General features: G+C 72.2%; 17 protein-coding genes. 11 read left to right on the forward strand and 6 right to left on the reverse strand.

The genetic code is table 11. The features are described 5' to 3' along the window. Positions 1–79 precede the first annotated feature (79 nt). Positions 80–1,063 carry a helix-turn-helix domain-containing protein gene (locus tag ABT360_RS12860; RefSeq protein WP_351814398.1) on the forward strand — a complete coding sequence of 328 codons (984 nt, stop codon included), beginning with the start codon at positions 80–82 and terminating at the stop codon, positions 1,061–1,063. A 30-nt stretch (positions 1,064–1,093) separates the two neighbouring features. After that, positions 1,094–1,879 (forward strand): trypsin-like serine protease, encoded by a 786-nt coding sequence (locus ABT360_RS12865; protein ID WP_351814400.1) that lies wholly within the window; start codon positions 1,094–1,096, stop codon positions 1,877–1,879. An 87-nt stretch (positions 1,880–1,966) separates the two neighbouring features. Here the strand turns inward: ABT360_RS12865 and lon are convergent, their stop codons facing one another. Then, on the reverse strand, positions 1,967–4,441 hold the full coding sequence (gene lon, locus ABT360_RS12870) for an endopeptidase La (protein ID WP_351814402.1): 2,475 nt from the start codon (positions 4,439–4,441) through the stop codon (positions 1,967–1,969). A gap of 240 nt (positions 4,442–4,681) precedes the next feature. Here lon and ABT360_RS12875 point away from each other — a divergent pair, with 240 nt between their 5' ends. Together ABT360_RS12875 and ABT360_RS12880 are read left to right on the forward strand one after the other, a co-directional pair. Then, positions 4,682–5,161: a hypothetical protein gene (locus tag ABT360_RS12875; protein ID WP_351814404.1), complete on the forward strand. Its 480-nt coding sequence runs from the start codon at positions 4,682–4,684 to the stop codon at positions 5,159–5,161. A 105-nt stretch (positions 5,162–5,266) separates the two neighbouring features. Continuing rightward, a complete protein-coding gene (locus tag ABT360_RS12880) occupies positions 5,267–6,064 on the forward strand; it encodes a nucleotidyltransferase domain-containing protein (protein ID WP_351814406.1) in 798 nt (265 codons plus the stop codon). A gap of 88 nt (positions 6,065–6,152) precedes the next feature. On the opposite strand, the gene ABT360_RS12885 is transcribed toward ABT360_RS12880, so the two are convergent. Next, entirely contained in the window at positions 6,153–6,701 is a 549-nt protein-coding gene (locus ABT360_RS12885) for a hypothetical protein (protein ID WP_351814408.1), read from the reverse strand. A gap of 329 nt (positions 6,702–7,030) precedes the next feature. Further along, complete coding sequence (locus ABT360_RS12890; protein WP_444852233.1) at positions 7,031–7,786, reverse strand: rhomboid-like protein; 756 nt, start codon at positions 7,784–7,786, stop codon at positions 7,031–7,033. Between the two features lie 180 nt (positions 7,787–7,966). Between ABT360_RS12890 and ABT360_RS12895 the strand changes: the two genes are divergently transcribed. The 5 genes from ABT360_RS12895 to ABT360_RS12915 all read left to right on the forward strand — a co-directional run bounded on the left by ABT360_RS12895 (position 7,967) and on the right by ABT360_RS12915 (position 14,957). Then, positions 7,967–8,650: a spermidine synthase gene (locus ABT360_RS12895; protein WP_351814410.1), complete on the forward strand. Its 684-nt coding sequence runs from the start codon at positions 7,967–7,969 to the stop codon at positions 8,648–8,650. An 82-nt stretch (positions 8,651–8,732) separates the two neighbouring features. Further along, positions 8,733–9,470 (forward strand): response regulator transcription factor, encoded by a 738-nt coding sequence (locus tag ABT360_RS12900; protein WP_073754293.1) that lies wholly within the window; start codon positions 8,733–8,735, stop codon positions 9,468–9,470. Continuing rightward, on the forward strand, positions 9,467–10,549 hold the full coding sequence (locus ABT360_RS12905; protein WP_351814412.1) for a HAMP domain-containing sensor histidine kinase: 1,083 nt from the start codon (positions 9,467–9,469) through the stop codon (positions 10,547–10,549). The genes ABT360_RS12900 and ABT360_RS12905 overlap by 4 nt, the downstream gene beginning before the upstream one ends. Before the next feature lie 269 nt (positions 10,550–10,818). Next, entirely contained in the window at positions 10,819–14,661 is a 3,843-nt protein-coding gene (locus tag ABT360_RS12910) for a multifunctional oxoglutarate decarboxylase/oxoglutarate dehydrogenase thiamine pyrophosphate-binding subunit/dihydrolipoyllysine-residue succinyltransferase subunit (protein WP_351814414.1), read from the forward strand. A gap of 113 nt (positions 14,662–14,774) precedes the next feature. Next, positions 14,775–14,957, forward strand: coding sequence for a DUF6104 family protein (locus tag ABT360_RS12915; protein WP_003961784.1), 183 nt, complete (start codon positions 14,775–14,777; stop codon positions 14,955–14,957). Here the strand turns inward: ABT360_RS12915 and ABT360_RS12920 are convergent, their stop codons facing one another. Beyond that, on the reverse strand, positions 14,958–15,767 hold the full coding sequence (locus tag ABT360_RS12920; RefSeq protein WP_351814416.1) for a hypothetical protein: 810 nt from the start codon (positions 15,765–15,767) through the stop codon (positions 14,958–14,960). It lies immediately after the preceding gene. 114 nt (positions 15,768–15,881) lie between these two features. On the opposite strand from ABT360_RS12920, the gene ABT360_RS12925 reads away from it, so the two are divergent. Together ABT360_RS12925 and ABT360_RS12930 are read left to right on the forward strand one after the other, a co-directional pair. Then, complete coding sequence (locus tag ABT360_RS12925; RefSeq protein WP_351814418.1) at positions 15,882–16,715, forward strand: DUF4097 family beta strand repeat-containing protein; 834 nt, start codon at positions 15,882–15,884, stop codon at positions 16,713–16,715. Between the two features lies 1 nt (position 16,716). Next, positions 16,717–17,613, forward strand: coding sequence for a PadR family transcriptional regulator (locus ABT360_RS12930; RefSeq protein WP_351814420.1), 897 nt, complete (start codon positions 16,717–16,719; stop codon positions 17,611–17,613). Positions 17,614–18,027: 414 nt separating this feature from the next. On the opposite strand, the gene ABT360_RS12935 is transcribed toward ABT360_RS12930, so the two are convergent. Then, entirely contained in the window at positions 18,028–18,594 is a 567-nt protein-coding gene (locus tag ABT360_RS12935) for a Clp protease N-terminal domain-containing protein (RefSeq protein ID WP_351814422.1), read from the reverse strand. Continuing rightward, entirely contained in the window at positions 18,594–18,803 is a 210-nt protein-coding gene (locus ABT360_RS12940; RefSeq protein WP_056794174.1) for a helix-turn-helix domain-containing protein, read from the reverse strand. The genes ABT360_RS12935 and ABT360_RS12940 overlap by 1 nt, the downstream gene beginning before the upstream one ends. Positions 18,804–18,892: the final 89 nt, after the last annotated feature.

Below are 18,892 nucleotides of genomic sequence, written 5' to 3' on the forward strand. Positions count from 1 at the left end.
CGCGGCAACGGACGGCGGGGGTTGAGAAGTGGACACGCACACTTGTGTGGCCTGTGAATGCGGAGTGAGAATCCCACGCATGATCCAGGGAGAACTGACCACTCTCGGCCTGGGCAGGACCGAGGAGCGCGCCTACGAGGCACTGCTGAAGGAACAGGCGGACGGGGCGGACGAGTTGGCGCGACTGCTCGACCTGCCGCGCGAGCGGCTGGACGTGGCGCTGGACCGGCTCGTCGAGCACGGTTTCGCCCGGCCGCCCGATCCGCCCGTCGCCGGCGACGCGCTGCCGCACCCGGCCGCGCCCGCCGCGGCCATCCGTACGTTGATCCACCGCCGTCAGGCGGAACTGCACCTGAAGTCGGCCGAGCTGGCGCGGTTGCGGATGGCCGCGGACCGGCTCGCGGGGGACGCGAACGCCCAGGGGGGTGGTGAGCGGGGGCGTGTCGAGGTGGTGACGGGGCGCCGGGCCATCGCCGAGCGGGCCGGGCGGCTGCTGCACGGCGCGGAGCGGGAGGTCGTCGTCCTGGACCGGCCGCCGTTCACCGCGCTGGACGTCGAGTCGCTGCTGGCGCGGGGCGTGGAGGTGCGGGCGGTACTGGACCGGGCGGGGCTCGCGGACCCGGGGCGGGTGCGGGCGCTGACCGGCCTGGTGCGGCGCGGGCTTCGGTTACGGGTCGCCGCGGACGTCCCGGCGAGGCTGGTGGCGGTGGACCGGCGCGTCACGCTGCTGCCGCCGACGGACGCCGCCGGTCCACGCGCGGCCGCGCTGGTGATCGGCGACGGGCTGCTGTGCGGGGCGCTGGTGCCGCTGTTCGAGGCCGTGTGGGAACGGGCCGGGCCGCTGGGCGCGGAGGAGGACGGGGCGGGCGCGCTGCCCGGACCGGAGCGGGAGTTGCTGGCGCTGCTCGCGGCGGGGCTCAAGGACGAGGCGATCGCCCGGCGGCTGGGTGTCCATGTGCACACGGTGCGGCGGCGGATCAGCCGCCTGCTGGAGTCGCTGGGTGCCCGGACGCGGTTCCAGGCGGGGGCGCGGGTCTCGTCCCGGGGATGGCTGGATGGCTGAGCGGTGTGCCGATGGGCAAGGATGGGCCGTATGCGCTGGAAGAGGCCGTTGCTGTGGATCGTCGCCGTCGTGACCACCGCCACCGCGTGCGGGGGTCCGTCGCATTCGGCCCCGCGCCCGGACGTCGAGGCCGCGGCGAGCGGGCCGCCGGCGCCGCAGCGTTCGGCGGCGCCGTCCGCGGGGCTGCCGACGGTGGGGGTGCTGCTCGACGAGGACGGCCACTGGTGCACCGCGAGTGTGGTGGACAGCCCGAAGGGCAACGTCGTCGCGACCGCCGCGCACTGTGTGTACGCGGACGGCGCGGCGAGCGCGGACTTCTCGTTCGCCCCCGCCTACCGGGGCAAGGGCAAGAACCCGGCTCCGTACGGCAGGTGGAAGGTGCGTACGGTGCAGGTGGCCGACGCGTGGAAGGCCGCCGGTGACGACGCGGACGCGCATGACTACGCCTTCCTGACGCTGGACCCGGACGGCCGGGGCCGTCAGGTGCAGCAGGTGGTGGGCGCGGCGCGGCCGGACTGGGCGTCGGGTCCCGAGCGGCGCGTGACGGTGGTCGGCTACCCCAACAAGGACCGCAATCCGGCCGACGGCCCCATCGCCTGCACCACCGACACCCGGCGGGACCCGGACCTGGCGGGCTCGATGCTGATGGAGTGCGGGGGCTTCTTCGACGGCACGAGCGGCAGCCCCTGGCTCGCCGACGGCCGCCTCATCGGCGTCCTGAGCGGCGGGGACACGGACACGGAATCGACGGCGGTCCTCTTCGACGCCCGGACGAAGGCACTGTACGACCGGGCGGTGAAGGCCTCCGGTGCGTGAGGGCGCACGGGATCCCCGTGGTGGCGGTGCACCACGGGGCTCTCCGCGCGGGCGTCAGGCCGCGACGGGTTCGGCGCTCTGCGGGCGTCAGGCCGCGACGGGTTCGGCGCTTCGGGCCGTCGTCGCGGGCGACAGGGCGAGTTCCAGCACCTGGCGGACGTCGGTGACCGGGTGGACCTCCAGCTTGTCGAGGATTTCGGCCGGGACGTCGTCCAGGTCGGCCTCGTTCCGCTTGGGGATGATCACCGTCGTGACGCCCGCCCGGTGCGCGGCCAGCAGCTTCTGCTTCACGCCGCCGATCGGCAGCACCCGCCCGGTCAGCGACACCTCGCCGGTCATCGCCACATCGGTACGGACCAGCCGCCCGGACAGCAGCGACGCGAGCGCCGTCGTCATCGTGATCCCCGCGCTCGGGCCGTCCTTGGGCACCGCGCCCGCCGGGAAGTGGATGTGCACGCCCCGGTCCTTCAGGCCGGTGACGGGCAGCTCCAGTTCGGCGCCGTGCGAGCGCAGGAAGCTCAGGGCGATCTGCGCGGACTCCTTCATCACGTCACCGAGCTGGCCGGTCAGCGTCAGTCCCGCCGCGCCGGTCTCCGGATCGGCCAGCGACGCCTCCACGAACAGGACGTCACCGCCCGCGCCGGTGACGGCGAGGCCGGTGGCGACGCCGGGTACGGAGGTGCGGCGCTCGGCCGGGTCCTGGGCGGACTCGGGCACATGGTGCGGCCGTCCGATGAGCCCGCGCAGGTCGCCCTCGCCGATGGTGAACGGCAACTCCTGGTCGCCCAGTTCGTGCTTGGCGGCGACCTTGCGCAGCAGCCGGGCGATGGACCGCTCCAGGTTCCGGACGCCCGCCTCACGGGTGTACTCGCCCGCGAGCTTGCGCAGCGCCGACTCGTCCAGCGTCACCTCGCCGCTCTCCAGGCCCGCCCGCTCCAGCTGGCGCGGCACGAGGTGGTCACGGGCGATGACGACCTTCTCGTCCTCGGTGTAGCCGTCGAGGCGGACGATCTCCATCCGGTCGGCGAGCGCCTCGGGGATGGCCTCCAGGACGTTGGCGGTGGCGAGGAAGACCACGTCGGACAGGTCGAGTTCGACCTCCAGGTAGTGGTCGCGGAAGGTGTGGTTCTGCGCCGGGTCGAGGACCTCAAGCAGCGCGGCCGCCGGGTCGCCCCGGAAGTCGGAGCCGACCTTGTCGATCTCGTCGAGCAGGACCACCGGGTTCATCGACCCCGCCTCCTTGACGGCCCGCACGATCCGGCCCGGCAGGGCGCCCACGTACGTACGCCGGTGGCCGCGGATCTCCGCCTCGTCGCGTACGCCGCCGAGGGCGACCCGTACGAACTTCCGTCCCATCGCGTGCGCGACGCTCTCACCGAGGCTCGTCTTCCCGACGCCGGGCGGGCCCACCAGCGCGAGGACCGCGCCGCCCGCCCGTCTCCCACCACCACCCTCAACCGAGGCGCTTCGCGCCGCCCCTTCCTTCTGCCGCCCGCCCACGAATACGCCGAGGCCGCGGTCGGCGCGCCGCTTGCGTACCGCCAGGTACTCGGTGATGCGCTCCTTCACGTCCTCCAGGCCGGCGTGCTCGGCGTCGAGGACCTGCTTGGCGCCCTTGATGTCGTAGCTGTCCTCGGTGCGCTCGTGCCACGGCATCTCCAGGACCGTGTCGAGCCAGGTGCGGATCCAGGCGGTCTCGGGGTTCTGGTCGCTGGACCGCTCCAGCTTGTCGACCTCCTTGAGGGCGGCTTCGCGCACCTTCTCGGGGAGGTCGGCGGCCTCGACGCGGGCCCGGTAGTCGTCGGACTCCTCACCGTCCTTCTCTCCGTTGAGCTCGCGCAGCTCCTTGCGTACGGCTTCGAGCTGGCGGCGCAGCAGGAACTCCCGCTGCTGCTTGTCGACGCCTTCCTGGACGTCCTTGGCGATGGACTCGGCGATGTCCTGCTCGGCGAGGTGGTCGCGCAGCTGCTCGGTGGCGAGCTTGAGGCGGGCCACGGGGTCCTCGGTCTCCAGCAGTTCGACCTTCTGGGCCACGGTCAGGAAGGGCGAGTAGCCGGAGTTGTCGGCGAGGGCGGAGACGCCGTCGATCTGCTGGACCCGGTCGACGACCTGCCAGGCACCGCGCTTCTTGAGCCAGCTGGTGGCGAGCGCCTTGTACTCCTTGACCAGATCGGTGATCTGCCCGGGCAGCGGGTCGGGGACCGATTCCTCGACGGTGGTGCCCTCGACCCACAGGGCGGCGCCCGGGCCGGTCGTACCGGCGCCGATCTTCACACGGCCACGGCCGCGGATGAGCGCGCCGGGGTCGCCGTCGGAGAGCCGCCCGACCTGCTCGACGGTGCCGAGGACGCCGATCCCCGCGTACGTCCCGTCGATGCGCGGCACCAGCAGGACCTTGGGCTTGCCCTGCGCTCCCGACGACCGGGCGGCGGCCTGGGCGGCCTCCACCGCGGCTCGCACCTCGGAGTCGGACAGGTCCAGTGGCACCACCATCCCGGGCAGCACGACCTCATCGTCGAGCGGCAGCACGGGCAGGGTGAGCGGTGTGGACGTCGATGCCATGATCTCCCCTTCGGCAGTCAAGTTGAGCTGTACACACTCAATGCTTATGACAGCCGCAGTGTTCCCCATGGATGTTCGCTGTGAGCGATCACCCTCTCGTGTCCTGTAGCGGTGAACCTGGCCCGGCAGGCACCGTCAGCTCGGCGTGGACGAGGTCTCGCACGAGCGCGAAGAGAGGCCCCGACCGGCCCCCGGCCTCTCGCCCCCACTCCTCGAAACCGCTCGTGGCACCATGCGCCCATGGACTTCGCGCTCGTTCCGCCCACAGGTGTGGGCCCCCTGCGGATCGGCATGTCACGGCGAGAAGCCGACAGCGCGCTCCAGTCGCTGCGCGCCTCCGAGGAGCACTCGCCGTCCGACCGCGCAGGACAGCACATCGTCCGCCCGAGCGGCTTGATGATCAGCATCGGCTGTGTGCGCGACCGACTGGAGTCCGTGGAGTTCGGACGACCGTCCGACCCGTCGGATTCCGTGCTCTTCCGCGGCGTCGACGTCTTCGCCCTGCCGGCCCGTGAGGTGGTGACGCGCATGGCCGCGCTCACCACCGTCACCCCCGATCCGGAGGACTCCGCGTCGTTCGTCGCACCAGATCTGCTGCTCAGCTTCTGGCGCCCCTTCGAGGCCGACGACCAGCCCGACGAAGAGCAGGGGTACTACTTCGGTTCCGTCCTCCTGGCTCGTCCGGGCTACTACGACGGGCCTGGCCCCACAGCCTTGTGAGACGCCTCCGCCGGGCACCGTCGGCCGGCTGATGGCGTCGCGGACATCACCTGCGCACGCCACTGGTAGCCGACACGCGCAGCCCGGAGGGGCAGAGTGGGGCGCATGCTGAACGAGGACGGCACTCTGGCCCGTGAGGTCTCGCTCGACCGTGTACCGGAGGCCTTCGTCCCGGTGGTCGACGCCGCGCGCGTACGGATCGGGAAGACCTTCGGCCCCGCACGACTCCACAGCGCGTATCTGTACGGCAGCGTTCCCCGCGGCACCGCCACGCCCGGCGTCTCGGACCTCGACCTGCTGATCGCCCTGCACGAGGAGCCCACCGACGCCGACCGGGACGCCGCGGCCGGCATGGACGCGGAACTGGACCGCCGCTTCCCGCAGATCGACGGCGTCGGGACCCTGCTCTTCGGCGCGCCCACCCTGCTGAGCGAGCGCGAACGCTACGACCTGGGCTTCTTCGTCGCCTGCCTGTGCACCCCGCTGCTGGGTGAGGACCTCGCCGGGCGGCTGCCCCGCTACCGGCCCACGTCGCTGCTCGCCCGCGAGACGAATGGGGACCTCGCCCTGCTCCTGCCGCGCTGGCGGCAGCGGGCGGCCGGGGCCACGACGGGCGCGGAGCGCGCGCGGCTGGGCCGCTGGGTGGGCCGCCATCTGGTGCGTACCGGCTTCACGCTGGTGATGCCGCGCTGGGGCGACTGGACGAGTGACCTGGACGAGATGACGGAGGCGTTCGCCGCCCATTACCCGGAGCGGGCGGCCCAGATGCGGATGGCCGTGGCCGTGGGGCGCGACCCGGCAGGGGCGGACCCGGCCGCGTTCGCCGTCCTCGTCGACGGCCTGGGGCCGTGGCTCGCGGCCGAGTACGAGGCCGTGCACGGCGTGAAGGCGCCTCGCCCCTGAGCCGCCGGCACACCTCGGCCCGGGGTGCGGCGGCCCGTGCACGGCGGGCGCCACACCCCGGGCCGGAGGCGGCCCGAAGGGGCCGGGACTACTCGAAGAACCGGTTCTCGCAGGTCATGGGGATGACGTCGGCCCGGTCCGCGAAGAAGGTGTCATGGGTGCCGCCACCGCAGGTCTCCACCCGGTCACCGCCCTCCCCGTCCCGGACGTTGATCGTGTCGTTGGCCGCGCCGGTCTGCACCAGGTCCCGGCCGTTGCCGGCGTCGACCGTGCTGGCCTCGGCCACGTTGACCCGTACGACGTCGTCGGCGTCGCGGACCATCGCCCGGACCCGCGTGACGGCGGCCAGCGAACCGCAGACGGCGGTGGTGCCGTCGGTCCCGGCGCGCCTGCACCCGGGCCCGATCTTGAGACCGGAGGTGTCGCGGACCACCAGCTCGCGGGCCGCGTTGGCGGAGAAGGTGACCTTGTTCTCCACTCCGGCACGCGCGTTGAGCGTGACCGTCCCGCTGTAGCGGGTGACCGTGGCGCCCGCCTCGGCGGAGCCGGCCGGCGTCGCACCGGCGAGGGGCAGGGCCAGGCCCGCGACCAGGGCCGGGACGGCCAGCCGCTTGAGGGTGCTGCTCGTGATCTTCATGCTGCGTTCTTTCTCCTTCTTCCGCTGTGCTCCGCGACGGGCGCCGGAACCCGGCAGCCTCGGCGTCAGTGAAACAAGGAGTGACCAACTACGCACCTTTTGTCACCTTTTGACGGACAGAAACCCTCGGGCGCCTCACCGCCACCCGGCGCGTAACAGCCCCCTGCCCTCGTAAGCCATTACATCTGCCCGGTCCGGGGAGGGGGTCTCCCTCGTGGCGCCCCGGCGGCCGCGGCGGAGCCGGGGGCCACCGCCGGGCGGAGCACCGCGCGGCCGGACGGCGCCGAACGGGCCGCCGAGCGAGATCGTGCGGAGCCGAGGGGCAGGAGTCAGAGGCGCCCGGTCGTCCGGCGCAGCAAGGGCCGGCAACCGAGGCCGATCACCAGCGCCAGCGGGTGGCCCCAGTTGGTGAGGGGGTCCTCGAAGGCCAGCAGGTCCTGGAGCAGCATCGCCGACACCCATGCCAGCACGAGGGCGCGCGGCACCGGGCTGAGCAGCCCTGCCAACGCCCCGACGGACGCCATCAGGCCGAAACTGATGCCGTAGTCGAGCCGGTGCAGGGACGAGTCCGGCAGGTGCCCGGCCAGTACGGACAGCCCGACCGGGATCTCCGTCGCCAGCGTGGCCACCACATGCCCCACCAGGAACACGGCGGCCGTCCGCCACGCCCCGATGCGGCGCTCCAGCGCCGTCAGGACGAAGACGAACCCGACGGCGTACGGCGAGAACAGGCCACCCGCCACCCAGAGCGCGCTGGCGACCAGCACGAGCAGCGGCGTACGGGACAGATGGGCGACGTCGGTGCTGGAGGCGTGCAGCAGCGCGGCGACGGTCCGGGGGTCGCCGTACTCGGCGAACAGCGAGGTGGCGGCCAGGACGAGGGCGTAGCCGAAGGTGAACGGTGTACCGGTGGGCGTGGGCAGCAGCCGCGCGGCACGGCGCCACCGGGCGGGCCTGCGGGCCACCGGGGCGGGAACCGGGCCGGAAACCGGAGCGGTGACGGTAGCGGCGGCCGTGCGCTGGCGCGGGATGTGCTCCAGCAGCTCGACGCCGTCATCCGTACCGCGCGTCCGGAGCTGGTGCACCGCGAGGCCGCCCTTTCCTCTTGTCGACAAACCCCCGCACAACCCCCGCACGAACCCCTCGGGCAGACCCCTGGCGCAGCTCCCCCGGATCATGCCTTGCCCCAGCCAACGCGATCATGTGCGACCCCGTCCATGACATAGGTCACAGCGGCGGGCCCGCCCCTCGCTACGCTGAGGATCATGGCTGTGACGACAGACGCGCGAACACCCGTGACGCTCGACCGCCGGGACGGACCGTACGGCGAGGTGGTCCTGCGCCGACGCGGGGACGACTTCGAGATCATCGCCAACGGCACGTTCCTGATGGACACCTCCGACGGCCGGTCCGAGCGGCTGCTGATCGACGCCGCCCTCGGGGCGCTCGGGGCCCGGCCGCATCCGTCGGTGCTCGTCGGCGGACTCGGCGTGGGGTTCTCGCTGGCGCACGCGGCCGCCGAGCCCGCCTGGGGGCGTATCGCCGTCGTGGAGCGCGAAGAGGCGATCATCGACTGGCACCGCGGAGGGCCGCTCGCCCGGATCTCCGGCGAGGCGCTCGCCGACCCGCGGACGGTACTGGTCCACGCCGACCTGGTCGAGTACGTCCGCACCTCCCCCGACACGTTCGACGCGCTCTGCCTGGACATCGACAACGGCCCCGACTGGACCGTCACGGAGGACAACGACAGCCTCTACTCACCGGCCGGTCTGGCGGCCTGCGCGGCCCGCCTGAACCCCGGCGGAGTGCTCGCCGTCTGGTCCGCCCAGCCGTCCGCCGATTTCGAAGAGTCATTGCGGAATGCCGGGTTCAGCGGGGTAAGAACCGAAGAGGTCGCGGTTGCCCGGGGCGTACCGGACGTGGTCCACCTCGCCGTTCGCCCTGCGTAGCCGGGACGCGGTCGGTGCCTTTACGCTGCTGATCGAACACACGGATCTACACGCTCGCGCAGGACGCGACAGGGGCGGGGCGATGGAGCAGACACACACCAGCCACAACGGCACGGCGGTCGCGCCGGGCACACAGCGCCGCGTGCTGGTCGTCGAGGACGACACCACCATCGTCGAGGCCATCTCCGCCCGGTTGCGGGCCGAGGGCTTCCTGGTGCAGACGGCCACCGACGGCCCGGCGGCCGTGGACGCCGCCGAAGCGTGGCAGCCCGACCTGATGGTCCTGGACGTCATGCTGCCGGGCTTCGACGGCCTGGAGGTGTGCCGCCGGGTCCAGGCCCAGCGGCCGGTGCCGGTGCTGATGCTGACGGCCCGCGACGACGAGACCGACATGCTGGTCGGCCTCGGGGTCGGCGCCGACGACTACATGACCAAGCCGTTCTCGATGCGGGAGCTCGCCGCCCGGGTGCACGTCCTGCTGCGGCGGGTCGAGCGGGCGGCGCTGGCCGCGGTGACGCCGCGCAGCGGCATACTGCGGCTCGGCGAGCTGGAGATCGACCACGCGCAGCGGCGCGTACGGGTCAAGGGCGAGGACGTCCACCTCACGCCGACCGAGTTCGACCTGCTGGTCTGCCTGGCGAACACGCCCCGCGCGGTCCTCTCGCGCGAACAGCTGCTCGCCGAGGTGTGGGACTGGGCGGACGCGTCGGGCACCCGGACCGTGGACAGCCACATCAAGGCGCTGCGCCGCAAGATCGGTGCCGAGCGGATCCGTACGGTCCACGGTGTCGGGTACGCGCTGGAGACCCCCGCGCCATGAGATCGCTCCGGTCCCGGCTGCGCTCGGTCTCGATCTCGATCAAGACCAAACTGGGCACACTCGTCGTCGTCTCGGTCTTCATCACGACCGGCCTGCTGATGGTAGCTCTGCGCACGGAGACCGAGCTGCGCTTCATCACCGTCTTCTCCGTGATCGCCACGCTGCTGATCACCCAGTTCGTGGCGCACGGCCTGACCGCGCCGCTGGACGAGATGAACACGGTGGCGAAGTCCATCTCGCACGGCGACTACACCCGCCGGGTGCGCGGCGCCGACCGCCGTGACGAGCTCGGCGACCTGGCCTGCACGATCAACCGCATGGCCGACGACCTGGAGGCGGTGGACCGGCACCGCAAGGAGCTGGTGGCCAATGTCTCGCACGAGCTGCGCACCCCGATCGCGGCGCTGCGCGCGGTGCTGGAGAACGTCGTGGACGGCGTCTCGGCCGCCGACCCCGAGACCATGCGCACGGCGCTGAAGCAGACCGAGCGGCTGGGCCGGCTGGTGGAGACGCTGCTGGATCTGTCACGGCTCGACAACGGTGTCGTACCACTCCGGTCGCGGCGCTTCGAGGTGTGGCCGTACCTGTCGGGGGTGCTCAAGGAGGCCAACCTGGCCGCCGCGCAGCGCGGGCTGGACTCCGGCTCGGGCCGTCACACCCGTACGGATGTGCATCTGCACCTGGACGTGTCGCCGCCCGAGCTGACCGCGCACGCGGACAGCGAGCGGCTGCACCAGGTGGTGGCGAACCTGATCGACAACGCGGTGAAGCACTCGCCGCCGCACGGCCGTGTGACGGTGCGGGCCCGGCGCGGGCGGCAGCCGGAGTCGCTGGACCTGGAAGTGGTGGACGAGGGCCCGGGCATCCCGGAGTCGGAACGGCACAAGGTCTTCGAGCGGTTCAACCGGGGCAGCGTCCCCTCACCCCACGGCCCGGGCAGCGACGGCGGTACGGGACTGGGCCTGGCGATCGCCCGCTGGGCGGTCGATCTGCACGGCGGACGCATCGGGGTGGCCGAATCCGCACGTGGATGCCGTATCCAGGTCACTCTTCCAGGGATCCCGCAGCAGCGCGGTTGACGTAGGGTTCGAACCGGAGGGGCTCGTTCTGCGTAGAGATGGGCAGGACGCGGTCGAGGGTGTGCGCCGTCAGGGGCCGCAGCCGCGCCGCCCCCTACCCATTCGCAGGGCAACCACGCTTGTTTCCCGCCATTTCCAGCCCCGAAACACGCCCTCAGATGTGATCTACGCGACGATGGCATGCCCGGCCTGCACGTCCCGGCCCGGGAGGCGTAGCCTTTATTTCCGCTGTCCATCACCTTGTGAAGCGGAAGAGGGCGGTTGCCGCCGTGTCGTCTCAGTCCCCCAGTAACTCGAGTATCTCGACCGACCAGGACGGGCAGGGTCCTTCGAACCCTGCCGCCGCGTTCGGTGCCAATGAGTGGCTCGTCGACGAGATCTACCAGCAGTACCTCCAGGACCCGAATTCGGTCGACCGTGCCTGGTGGGACTTCTTCGCCGACTACAAGCCGGGCGCCTCGTCCGGCTCGGCGGACAAGCCCGCGGGCGAGGGTGCCGTAGCCGCGGGGGCTGCGAACACCGCGCCCGCGACCCCGGCGCCGGCCCAGGCCCCGGCCACCCCGGCGCAGCCGGCAGCAGCGGCACCCGCACAGGCCGCTGCCGCCCCCGCCGCACAGCCCGCGCCCGCCGCCCAGGCCCCGGCCGCGAAGGCCGCGCCCGCCCCCGCCGCGCCCGCTCCCGCCGCGAAGGCCCCGGCCGCGAAGCCCGCCGCCGCCAAGGCGCAGCCGGCCACCGAGGCCCCGTCCGGCCCCGAGTACGTGCCGCTGCGCGGCCCGGCCGCCGCGGTCGCCAAGAACATGAACGCCTCGCTGGAGCTGCCGACCGCCACCTCGGTCCGCGCCGTCCCGGTGAAGCTGCTGTTCGACAACCGCATCGTCATCAACAACCACCTCAAGCGGGCCCGCGGCGGGAAGATCTCCTTCACGCACCTCATCGGGTACGCGATGGTGCAGGCCATCAAGGCCATGCCGTCGATGAACTACTCCTACGGGGAGAAGGACGGCAAGCCGGTCCTGGTCAAGCCGGAGCACGTCAACTTCGGTCTGGCGATCGACCTGGTCAAGCCGAACGGCGAGCGCCAGCTGGTCGTCGCGGGCATCAAGAAGGCCGAGACGCTCGGCTTCTTCGAGTTCTGGCAGGCGTACGAGGACATCGTCCGCCGCGCCCGCAACAACAAGCTGACGATGGACGACTTCACCGGCGTCACCGTCTCGCTGACCAACCCCGGCGGCCTCGGCACCGTGCACTCCGTGCCGCGTCTGATGCCCGGTCAGTCGGTCATCATGGGCGTCGGTTCGATGGACTACCCGGCCGAGTTCCAGGGCACCTCGCAGGACACCCTGAACAAGCTGGGCATCTCCAAGGTGATGACCCTCACCTCGACGTACGACCACCGGGTCATCCAGGGCGCCGCGTCGGGCGAGTTCCTCCGTATCGTCGCGAACCTGCTGCTCGGCGAGAACGGCTTCTACGACGACGTCTTCGAGTCGCTGCGCATCCCCTACGAGCCGGTCCGCTGGCTCAAGGACATCGACGCGTCGCACGACGACGACGTCACCAAGGCCGCGCGCGTCTTCGAGCTGATCCACTCCTACCGGGTCCGCGGCCACGTCATGGCCGACACCGACCCGTTGGAGTACCGCCAGCGCAAGCACCCCGACCTGGACATCACCGAGCACGGCCTGACGCTCTGGGACCTGGAGCGGGAGTTCGCGGTCGGCGGCTTCGGCGGCAAGTCCATGATGAAGCTGCGCGACATCCTCGGTGTGCTGCGCGACTCGTACTGCCGCACCACCGGCATCGAGTTCATGCACATCCAGGACCCCAAGCAGCGCAAGTGGATCCAGGACCGCGTCGAGCGCCCCCACTCCAAGCCGGAGCGCGAGGAGCAGCTGCGGATCCTGCGCCGCCTCAACGCGGCCGAGGCGTTCGAGACGTTCCTCCAGACCAAGTACGTCGGGCAGAAGCGGTTCTCCCTGGAGGGCGGCGAGTCCGTCATCCCGCTGCTGGACGCGGTCATCGACTCGGCCGCCGAGTCGCGCCTCGACGAGGTCGTCATCGGCATGGCCCACCGCGGCCGCCTCAACGTCCTGGCGAACATCGTCGGCAAGTCGTACGCGCAGATCTTCCGCGAGTTCGAGGGCAACCTCGACCCGAAGTCGATGCACGGCTCCGGCGACGTGAAGTACCACCTGGGCGCCGAGGGCACCTTCACCGGCCTGGACGGCGAGCAGATCAAGGTCTCCCTGGTCGCCAACCCCTCGCACCTGGAGGCGGTCGACCCGGTCCTGGAGGGTGTCGTCCGCGCCAAGCAGGACGTCATCAACAAGGGCGGCACGGACTTCACCGTCCTGCCCGTCGCCCTGCACGGTGACGCGGCCTTCGCGGGCCAGGGTGTCGTCGCCGAGACGCTCAACATGTCGCAGCTGCGCGGCTACCGCACCGGCGGCACGGTCCACATCGTCATCAACAACCAGGTCGGCTTCACCGCCGCCCCGGAGTCGTCGCGTTCGTCGATGTACGCGACCGACGTGGCCCGCATGATCGAGGCGCCGATCTTCCATGTGAACGGCGACGACCCGGAGGCCGTGGTCCGCGTGGCGCGGCTGGCCTTCGAGTTCCGCCAGACGTTCAACAAGGACGTCGTGATCGACCTCATCTGCTACCGCCGCCGCGGTCACAACGAGGGCGACAACCCGCAGTTCACCAACCCGCAGATGTACAACCTGATCGACAAGAAGCGCTCGGTGCGCAAGCTCTACACCGAGTCGCTGATCGGTCGCGGCGACATCACGCTGGAAGAGGCGGAGCAGGCGCTCCAGGACTTCCAGGGCCAGCTGGAGAAGGTGTTCGCGGAGGTCCGCGAGGCCACCTCGCAGCCCGGCCCGGCGCACAGCCCCGAGGCGCAGGCCGAGTTCCCCGTCGCCGTCACCACCGCGGTCTCCCAGGAGATCGTGAAGCGGATCGCCGAGTCGCAGGTCAACATCCCCGACCGCGTCAAGGTGCACCCGCGCCTGATGCCGCAGCTCCAGCGCCGTGCCGCCTCCGTCGACGACGGCACGATCGACTGGGGCATGGGCGAGACCCTCGCCATCGGTTCGCTGCTGATGGAGGGCACCCCGGTCCGGCTCGCCGGCCAGGACACCCGCCGCGGCACCTTCGGCCAGCGCCACGCGGTGCTGGTGGACCAGGAGACCGGCGAGGACTACACCCCGCTGCAGTACCTCTCCGACGAACAGGCCCGCTACAACGTCTACGACTCGCTGCTCAGCGAGTACGCGGCGATGGGCTTCGAGTACGGCTACTCGCTGGCCCGCCCGGACGCCCTGGTCATGTGGGAGGCCCAGTTCGGTGACTTCGTCAACGGCGCTCAGACCGTCGTGGACGAGTTCATCTCCTCGGCCGAGCAGAAGTGGGGCCAGACCTCCGGCGTCACGCTGCTGCTGCCGCACGGTTACGAGGGCCAGGGCCCGGACCACTCCTCGGCCCGCCCGGAGCGCTTCCTCCAGCTGTGCGCGCAGAACAACATGACGGTCGCCATGCCGACGCTGCCGTCGAACTACTTCCACCTCCTGCGGTGGCAGGTGCACAACCCGCACCACAAGCCGCTGGTCGTCTTCACGCCGAAGTCGATGCTGCGCCTGAAGGCCGCCGCGTCGAAGGCGGAGGAGTTCACCACCGGCGGCTTCCGCCCGGTGATCGGTGACGCCTCGGTCGAGGCGAACGCGGTCCGCAAGGTCGTCTTCTGCTCGGGCAAGGTCTACTACGACCTGGACGCCGAGCGTCAGAAGCGCGGCGTCACGGACACGGCGATCATCCGCCTCGAGCGCCTCTACCCGCTGCCGGGTGCGGAGCTCCAGGCCGAGATCTCCAAGTACCCGAACGCCGAGAAGTACCTGTGGGCCCAGGAGGAGCCGGCGAACCAGGGTGCCTGGCCGTTCATCGCGCTCAACCTGATCGACCACCTCGACCTGGCGGTCGGCGCGGACATCCCGCACGGCGAGCGCCTGCGCCGCATCTCGCGGCCGCACGGCTCGTCCCCGGCGGTGGGTTCGAAGAAGCGCCACGAGGCCGAGCAGGCCCAGCTGGTGGCCGAGGTCTTCGACGCCTGACCGGCGGTTCCACGAGTCGGAGGGCCCGGCGCGCATCAAGGATGCGGGCCGGGCCCTCCGGCGTGAGCAGTGCATATCCTGACGGGGAACGTTCTGACCTTTTGGAGCACGTCTTGTACTTCACCGACCGTGGCATCGAGGAGCTGGAGAAGCGGCGCGGCGAGGAGGAGGTCACCTTCGAGTGGCTCGCCGAGCAGCTGCGTACGTTCGTCGACCTCAACCCCGACTTCGAGGTTCCCGTCGAGCGCCTGGCCACCTGGCTGGCGCGGCTGGACGACGAGGACGAGGACGAGTAGTCACTTCCGCGCCGTGCCGCGCAGGCGGTCGTAGGCGAGGCCCAGTGCGCCCTGGGCGATCAGCAGCGCGGCCGTCGTCGCCCAGCCCGGGCTGCGGCGGGTGAGCGCCCAGGCCAGCAGGGGGACGCCCGCCGCCAGTTGGGCCGTGGCGAGCGCGCGGGCGCGGGGGCCGCAGATCCAGGGGCCGAGGGCGCCCTTCTCGACGGCGTCCAGTTCGGTGCGTACGGCGTCGAGCCAGCCCTGCCATTCGACCGGCTCCGCGCCCTGTGCCCGGGCGGCCGCCCACAGGTGGGTGGCCGGTTCGCCGGGGGCGAGGCCCGACGGGAGGGTGAGGCCGTGCCGGCTCAGGACGGCCGTGAGGCCCAGCAGGCGGGCCGGGGCGGTGGCGTGCGGGTCGGGGCGGGTGAGGGGTTCGAGGTCCTGGGTGTCCAGGACGGGGTCGAGCCCGAGGCGGGCGGCGAAGGTGTGCATGGCCTCGTCCTCGCCGACCGGGGTGCCGTCCGCCAGCCAGGTGTAGCCGACGGGGCGGCGGAAGCCGGTCGCGAGGACGCACCCCGCGCGGTCCGCGTCCCACCACAGGGCCACCACCGGCCACGTCACACCGATCGTCAGGGCGCCGGCCCAGCCCGCGACGACCCGGTCCACCGGTTCGGCGCCCTCGCGCCACGGCGCGCCCTCGGGGACGAGCACGCTCCAGTCGGGACCGGCCGGGGCGAGGAGCAGCCGCTCGCGCAACAGCAGGGCCGGGGGCCGTACGGACGGCACATCGGTCCGACAGAACAGCAGCGCGCCCGGCGAAGTCGCGTTCATGGGCCATACGCTAGGGCAATTTGTCCAGGTTCGGCACGCTTGACTTCACCGGTCCGCGATATATCGTGTCCGTCAGGAGACGCGATATGTTGCGTCACGCCCCAGGGAGGTCCCATGCCGGAGTGGTCCGTCAGCGAGCCGACGAAACTGACCCTCGACGACGCACCCGTGACAGCGCTCAACGTGCGTGTCGTCCATGGCGCCGTCAATGTCGTGGGCACCGACGAGGGCCCTGCACGGCTGGAGATCTCCGACATCGAGGGGCCGCCCCTGATCGTCGTCCAGGAGGGTTCCACCCTGACCATCGCCTACGAGGACCTGCCCTGGAAGGGCTTCCTCAAGTGGCTCGACCCGAAGGGGTGGCACCGCAGCGCCGTCGTCTCCCTCGCCGTCCCGGCGGGCGCCGACGTCGAGGTGGGCGTCATCGGCGCCGAAGCCGTGATCTCGGGCCTCCGGGGGCGTACGGACGTACGCGGCGTCACCGGTGACACCACGCTCGTCGGCCTCTCGGGCCCGGTCCGCGCCGACACCGTCTCCGGCAACGTCGAGTCCCAGGCGGTCACCGGCGACCTCCGCTTCAACTCCGTGTCGGGCGACCTCACGATCGTCGAGGGCGCCGGCCCCTCCGTACGGGCGGACTCGGTCAGCGGCGACATGGTCATCGACCTCGACCCCGCCGAGGAGCCCACCGACATCCGGCTGACCACCGTCTCCGGTGAGGTCGCCATCCGGCTGCCCCATCCCGCCAACGCCCAGGTCGAGGCCCACACCACGGGGGGTGCCGTCTCCAGCGCCTTCGACGACCTGCGGGTCACCGGGCAGTGGGGCGCCAAGAAGATCACCGGCACGCTCGGCGACGGCAAGGGGAAGCTGAAGGCCACCACGGTCTCCGGCTCCATCGCGCTGCTGCGCCGACCGGACGAAGCCCCCACCGGAAAGGTGCTCTGACATGCCCCCCGTCTTCGCCCACGGCCGGCTCCGCCTCTACCTGCTCAAACTCCTCGACGAGGCGCCGCGCCACGGGTACGAGGTGATCCGCCTCCTGGAGGAACGCTTCCACGGCCTGTACGTGCCCTCCGCCGGCACCGTCTACCCGCGCCTGGCCAAGCTGGAGGCCGAGGGCCTGGTCACGCACGCCACCGAGGGCGGGCGCAAGGTGTACTCGATCACCGACGCCGGGCGCGAGGAGCTCGCCGGCCGCAGCGGCGAACTGGCCGACCTGGAGCTGGAGATCCGCGACTCGGTCTCCGAGCTCGCCGCCGAGATCCGCGACGACGTACGCGGCGCGGCGGGCACGCTGCGCCGCGAGATGCGGGCCGCGGCGGGCGAGTCGCGGCGTACGCCGCCACCAGGGGGCGACGAGTGGGCGACGTGGCGCCGGGCCAAGCAGGAGTGGAAGGACCAGGCGCGGCGGGCCAAGGACGAGTCGCGGCGCGCCCGCGAGGAGGCGCAGACGGCGCGGCGACAGGCCAAGGAGGCCCAGGACAGGGCCCGCCAGGAGATGCAGCGGATCGCGCAGCAGGTCCAGGACCACGTGATGCGGGGCGAAGGCCTGGCCGACCTCGCCGGCCGGCTGGGTGGCCTGCTCGGCGGCGCGGCCCCGTCGGCGCCCTGGCCCCCGTACACGAAGCCCGAGGCGGCCGAGACCCCGGAGTGGGCCCAGGCCGGCGACGCGTCGGCCGACCCGGCCCGCGACCTGGAGCGCCTGCTGGACCGCTTCCGCGACGACGTCCGCGACGCGGCCCGCGACCACGGCGTCACGGCCGCCCAGCTCACCGAGGCCCGCCGCCACCTGTCCACGGCGGCGGCCCACATCGTCGCGCTGCTGAAGAACCCGCGGGACTGACCCTCCGGGCGGCGTCCCCGTCGCACGGCGAGGGCCCGGGCAGCACCCGTCGGTGCCGTCCGGGCCCTTGGCCGGTGCGGCCGGCCGTCCGGGTGCGGCCTTGGCCCTGGAGCCGAACGATCCGGCCGTGTTTGCCGTCCCTCGGCGTTCTCCGGACACCGGGCCGTTCCAGACGGTGTCCTGGTGCCCGGCATGAGGCTGTCCGCCGACATCACGGAGCAGCTGGAGCGTGGACTCGCCCCACAGCCGCTCCGGCGCCAGGTACGGCAGGGCCGCTCGGCCCGGTTCGACGAGCCGCGGGCACGAGGGCCGGTGGGCTACGGCCTCACCGTTGAGCGCCCCGCCGCAACCGCCGCCCGGGGCGGCGCAGCCCGGTCGCCACCCAGGCGTCACCGGCGGGGAGGAAGGCGCCGGTCAGCTCGCCCGGGCGTCGCCGGCCGGGCCGGAGAGCGCCCGCTCCAGCGCGGTGTACGTCGCCCCGTGGTCGGCGAGGACGTCCGCGACGACGCCCGGGCGGGCCGCCAGGGCGAGGAGGAGGTGTTCGTCGCCGATGTGGCGGTCCCCCCGTCCCAGCGCGACGCGCAGGGACTGCTCCAGGGTGTCCTTGGCCGGGCGGGTGAAGGGCCGGTGGCCCGTCCACCGGCGTTTGGGCTTCCGATCACCCGCCAGTGCGCCCGCCCCGTGGGCGGCCTCGACCTTGGAGACGATCTCCGTCACGTCGATCCCGATGCCCGCCAGCGCGTCCGCGTCCGCCCGCGTCAGGCCGCCGCGCCTCCGCGCCTCCGCCAGGGCGGACTCCACCGAGGCGCGCCGGGCGGTGACGCCGAGGGCGCCGAACGCGACCGCCGACCTCGTGCCCTCCCGGTCCAGCAGCGCCAGCAGCAGGTGCTCCTCGGTGACGGAGCCGGCGTCCGCCCGTTCCGCGTGAGTGACGGCTCCCTTGACGACGTTCCGGGCAGCCTCGGTGAATCGCTCGAACATCAATGCCTCCCGTACTTCTTGTGCACGGCCTGCCGGCTGACGCCCAGCTCGGCTGCGATCTCCTGCCAGGACCAGCCCTGGGCCCGGGCACTTCGGACTTGTACGGCTTCCAGCTGCTCCAGCAGCCGCCGCAACGCGGCCACGGCGCGCAACCCCACCCGGGGATCACGGTCGCCCGCGCGTGCGGCCAGATCGGTCGCTTCGGTCATGATGTCAACCTACGTTGACACCGAAGGGCTGTCAACCAAAATTGACACCCCGTCGTGGCTGAAACGGGAACAGGGCCCGGCCCCGGGCG

This window comes from Streptomyces sp. NPDC000229 (assembly GCF_040300825.1).
Classification (GTDB): Bacteria; Actinomycetota; Actinomycetes; order Streptomycetales; family Streptomycetaceae; genus Streptomyces.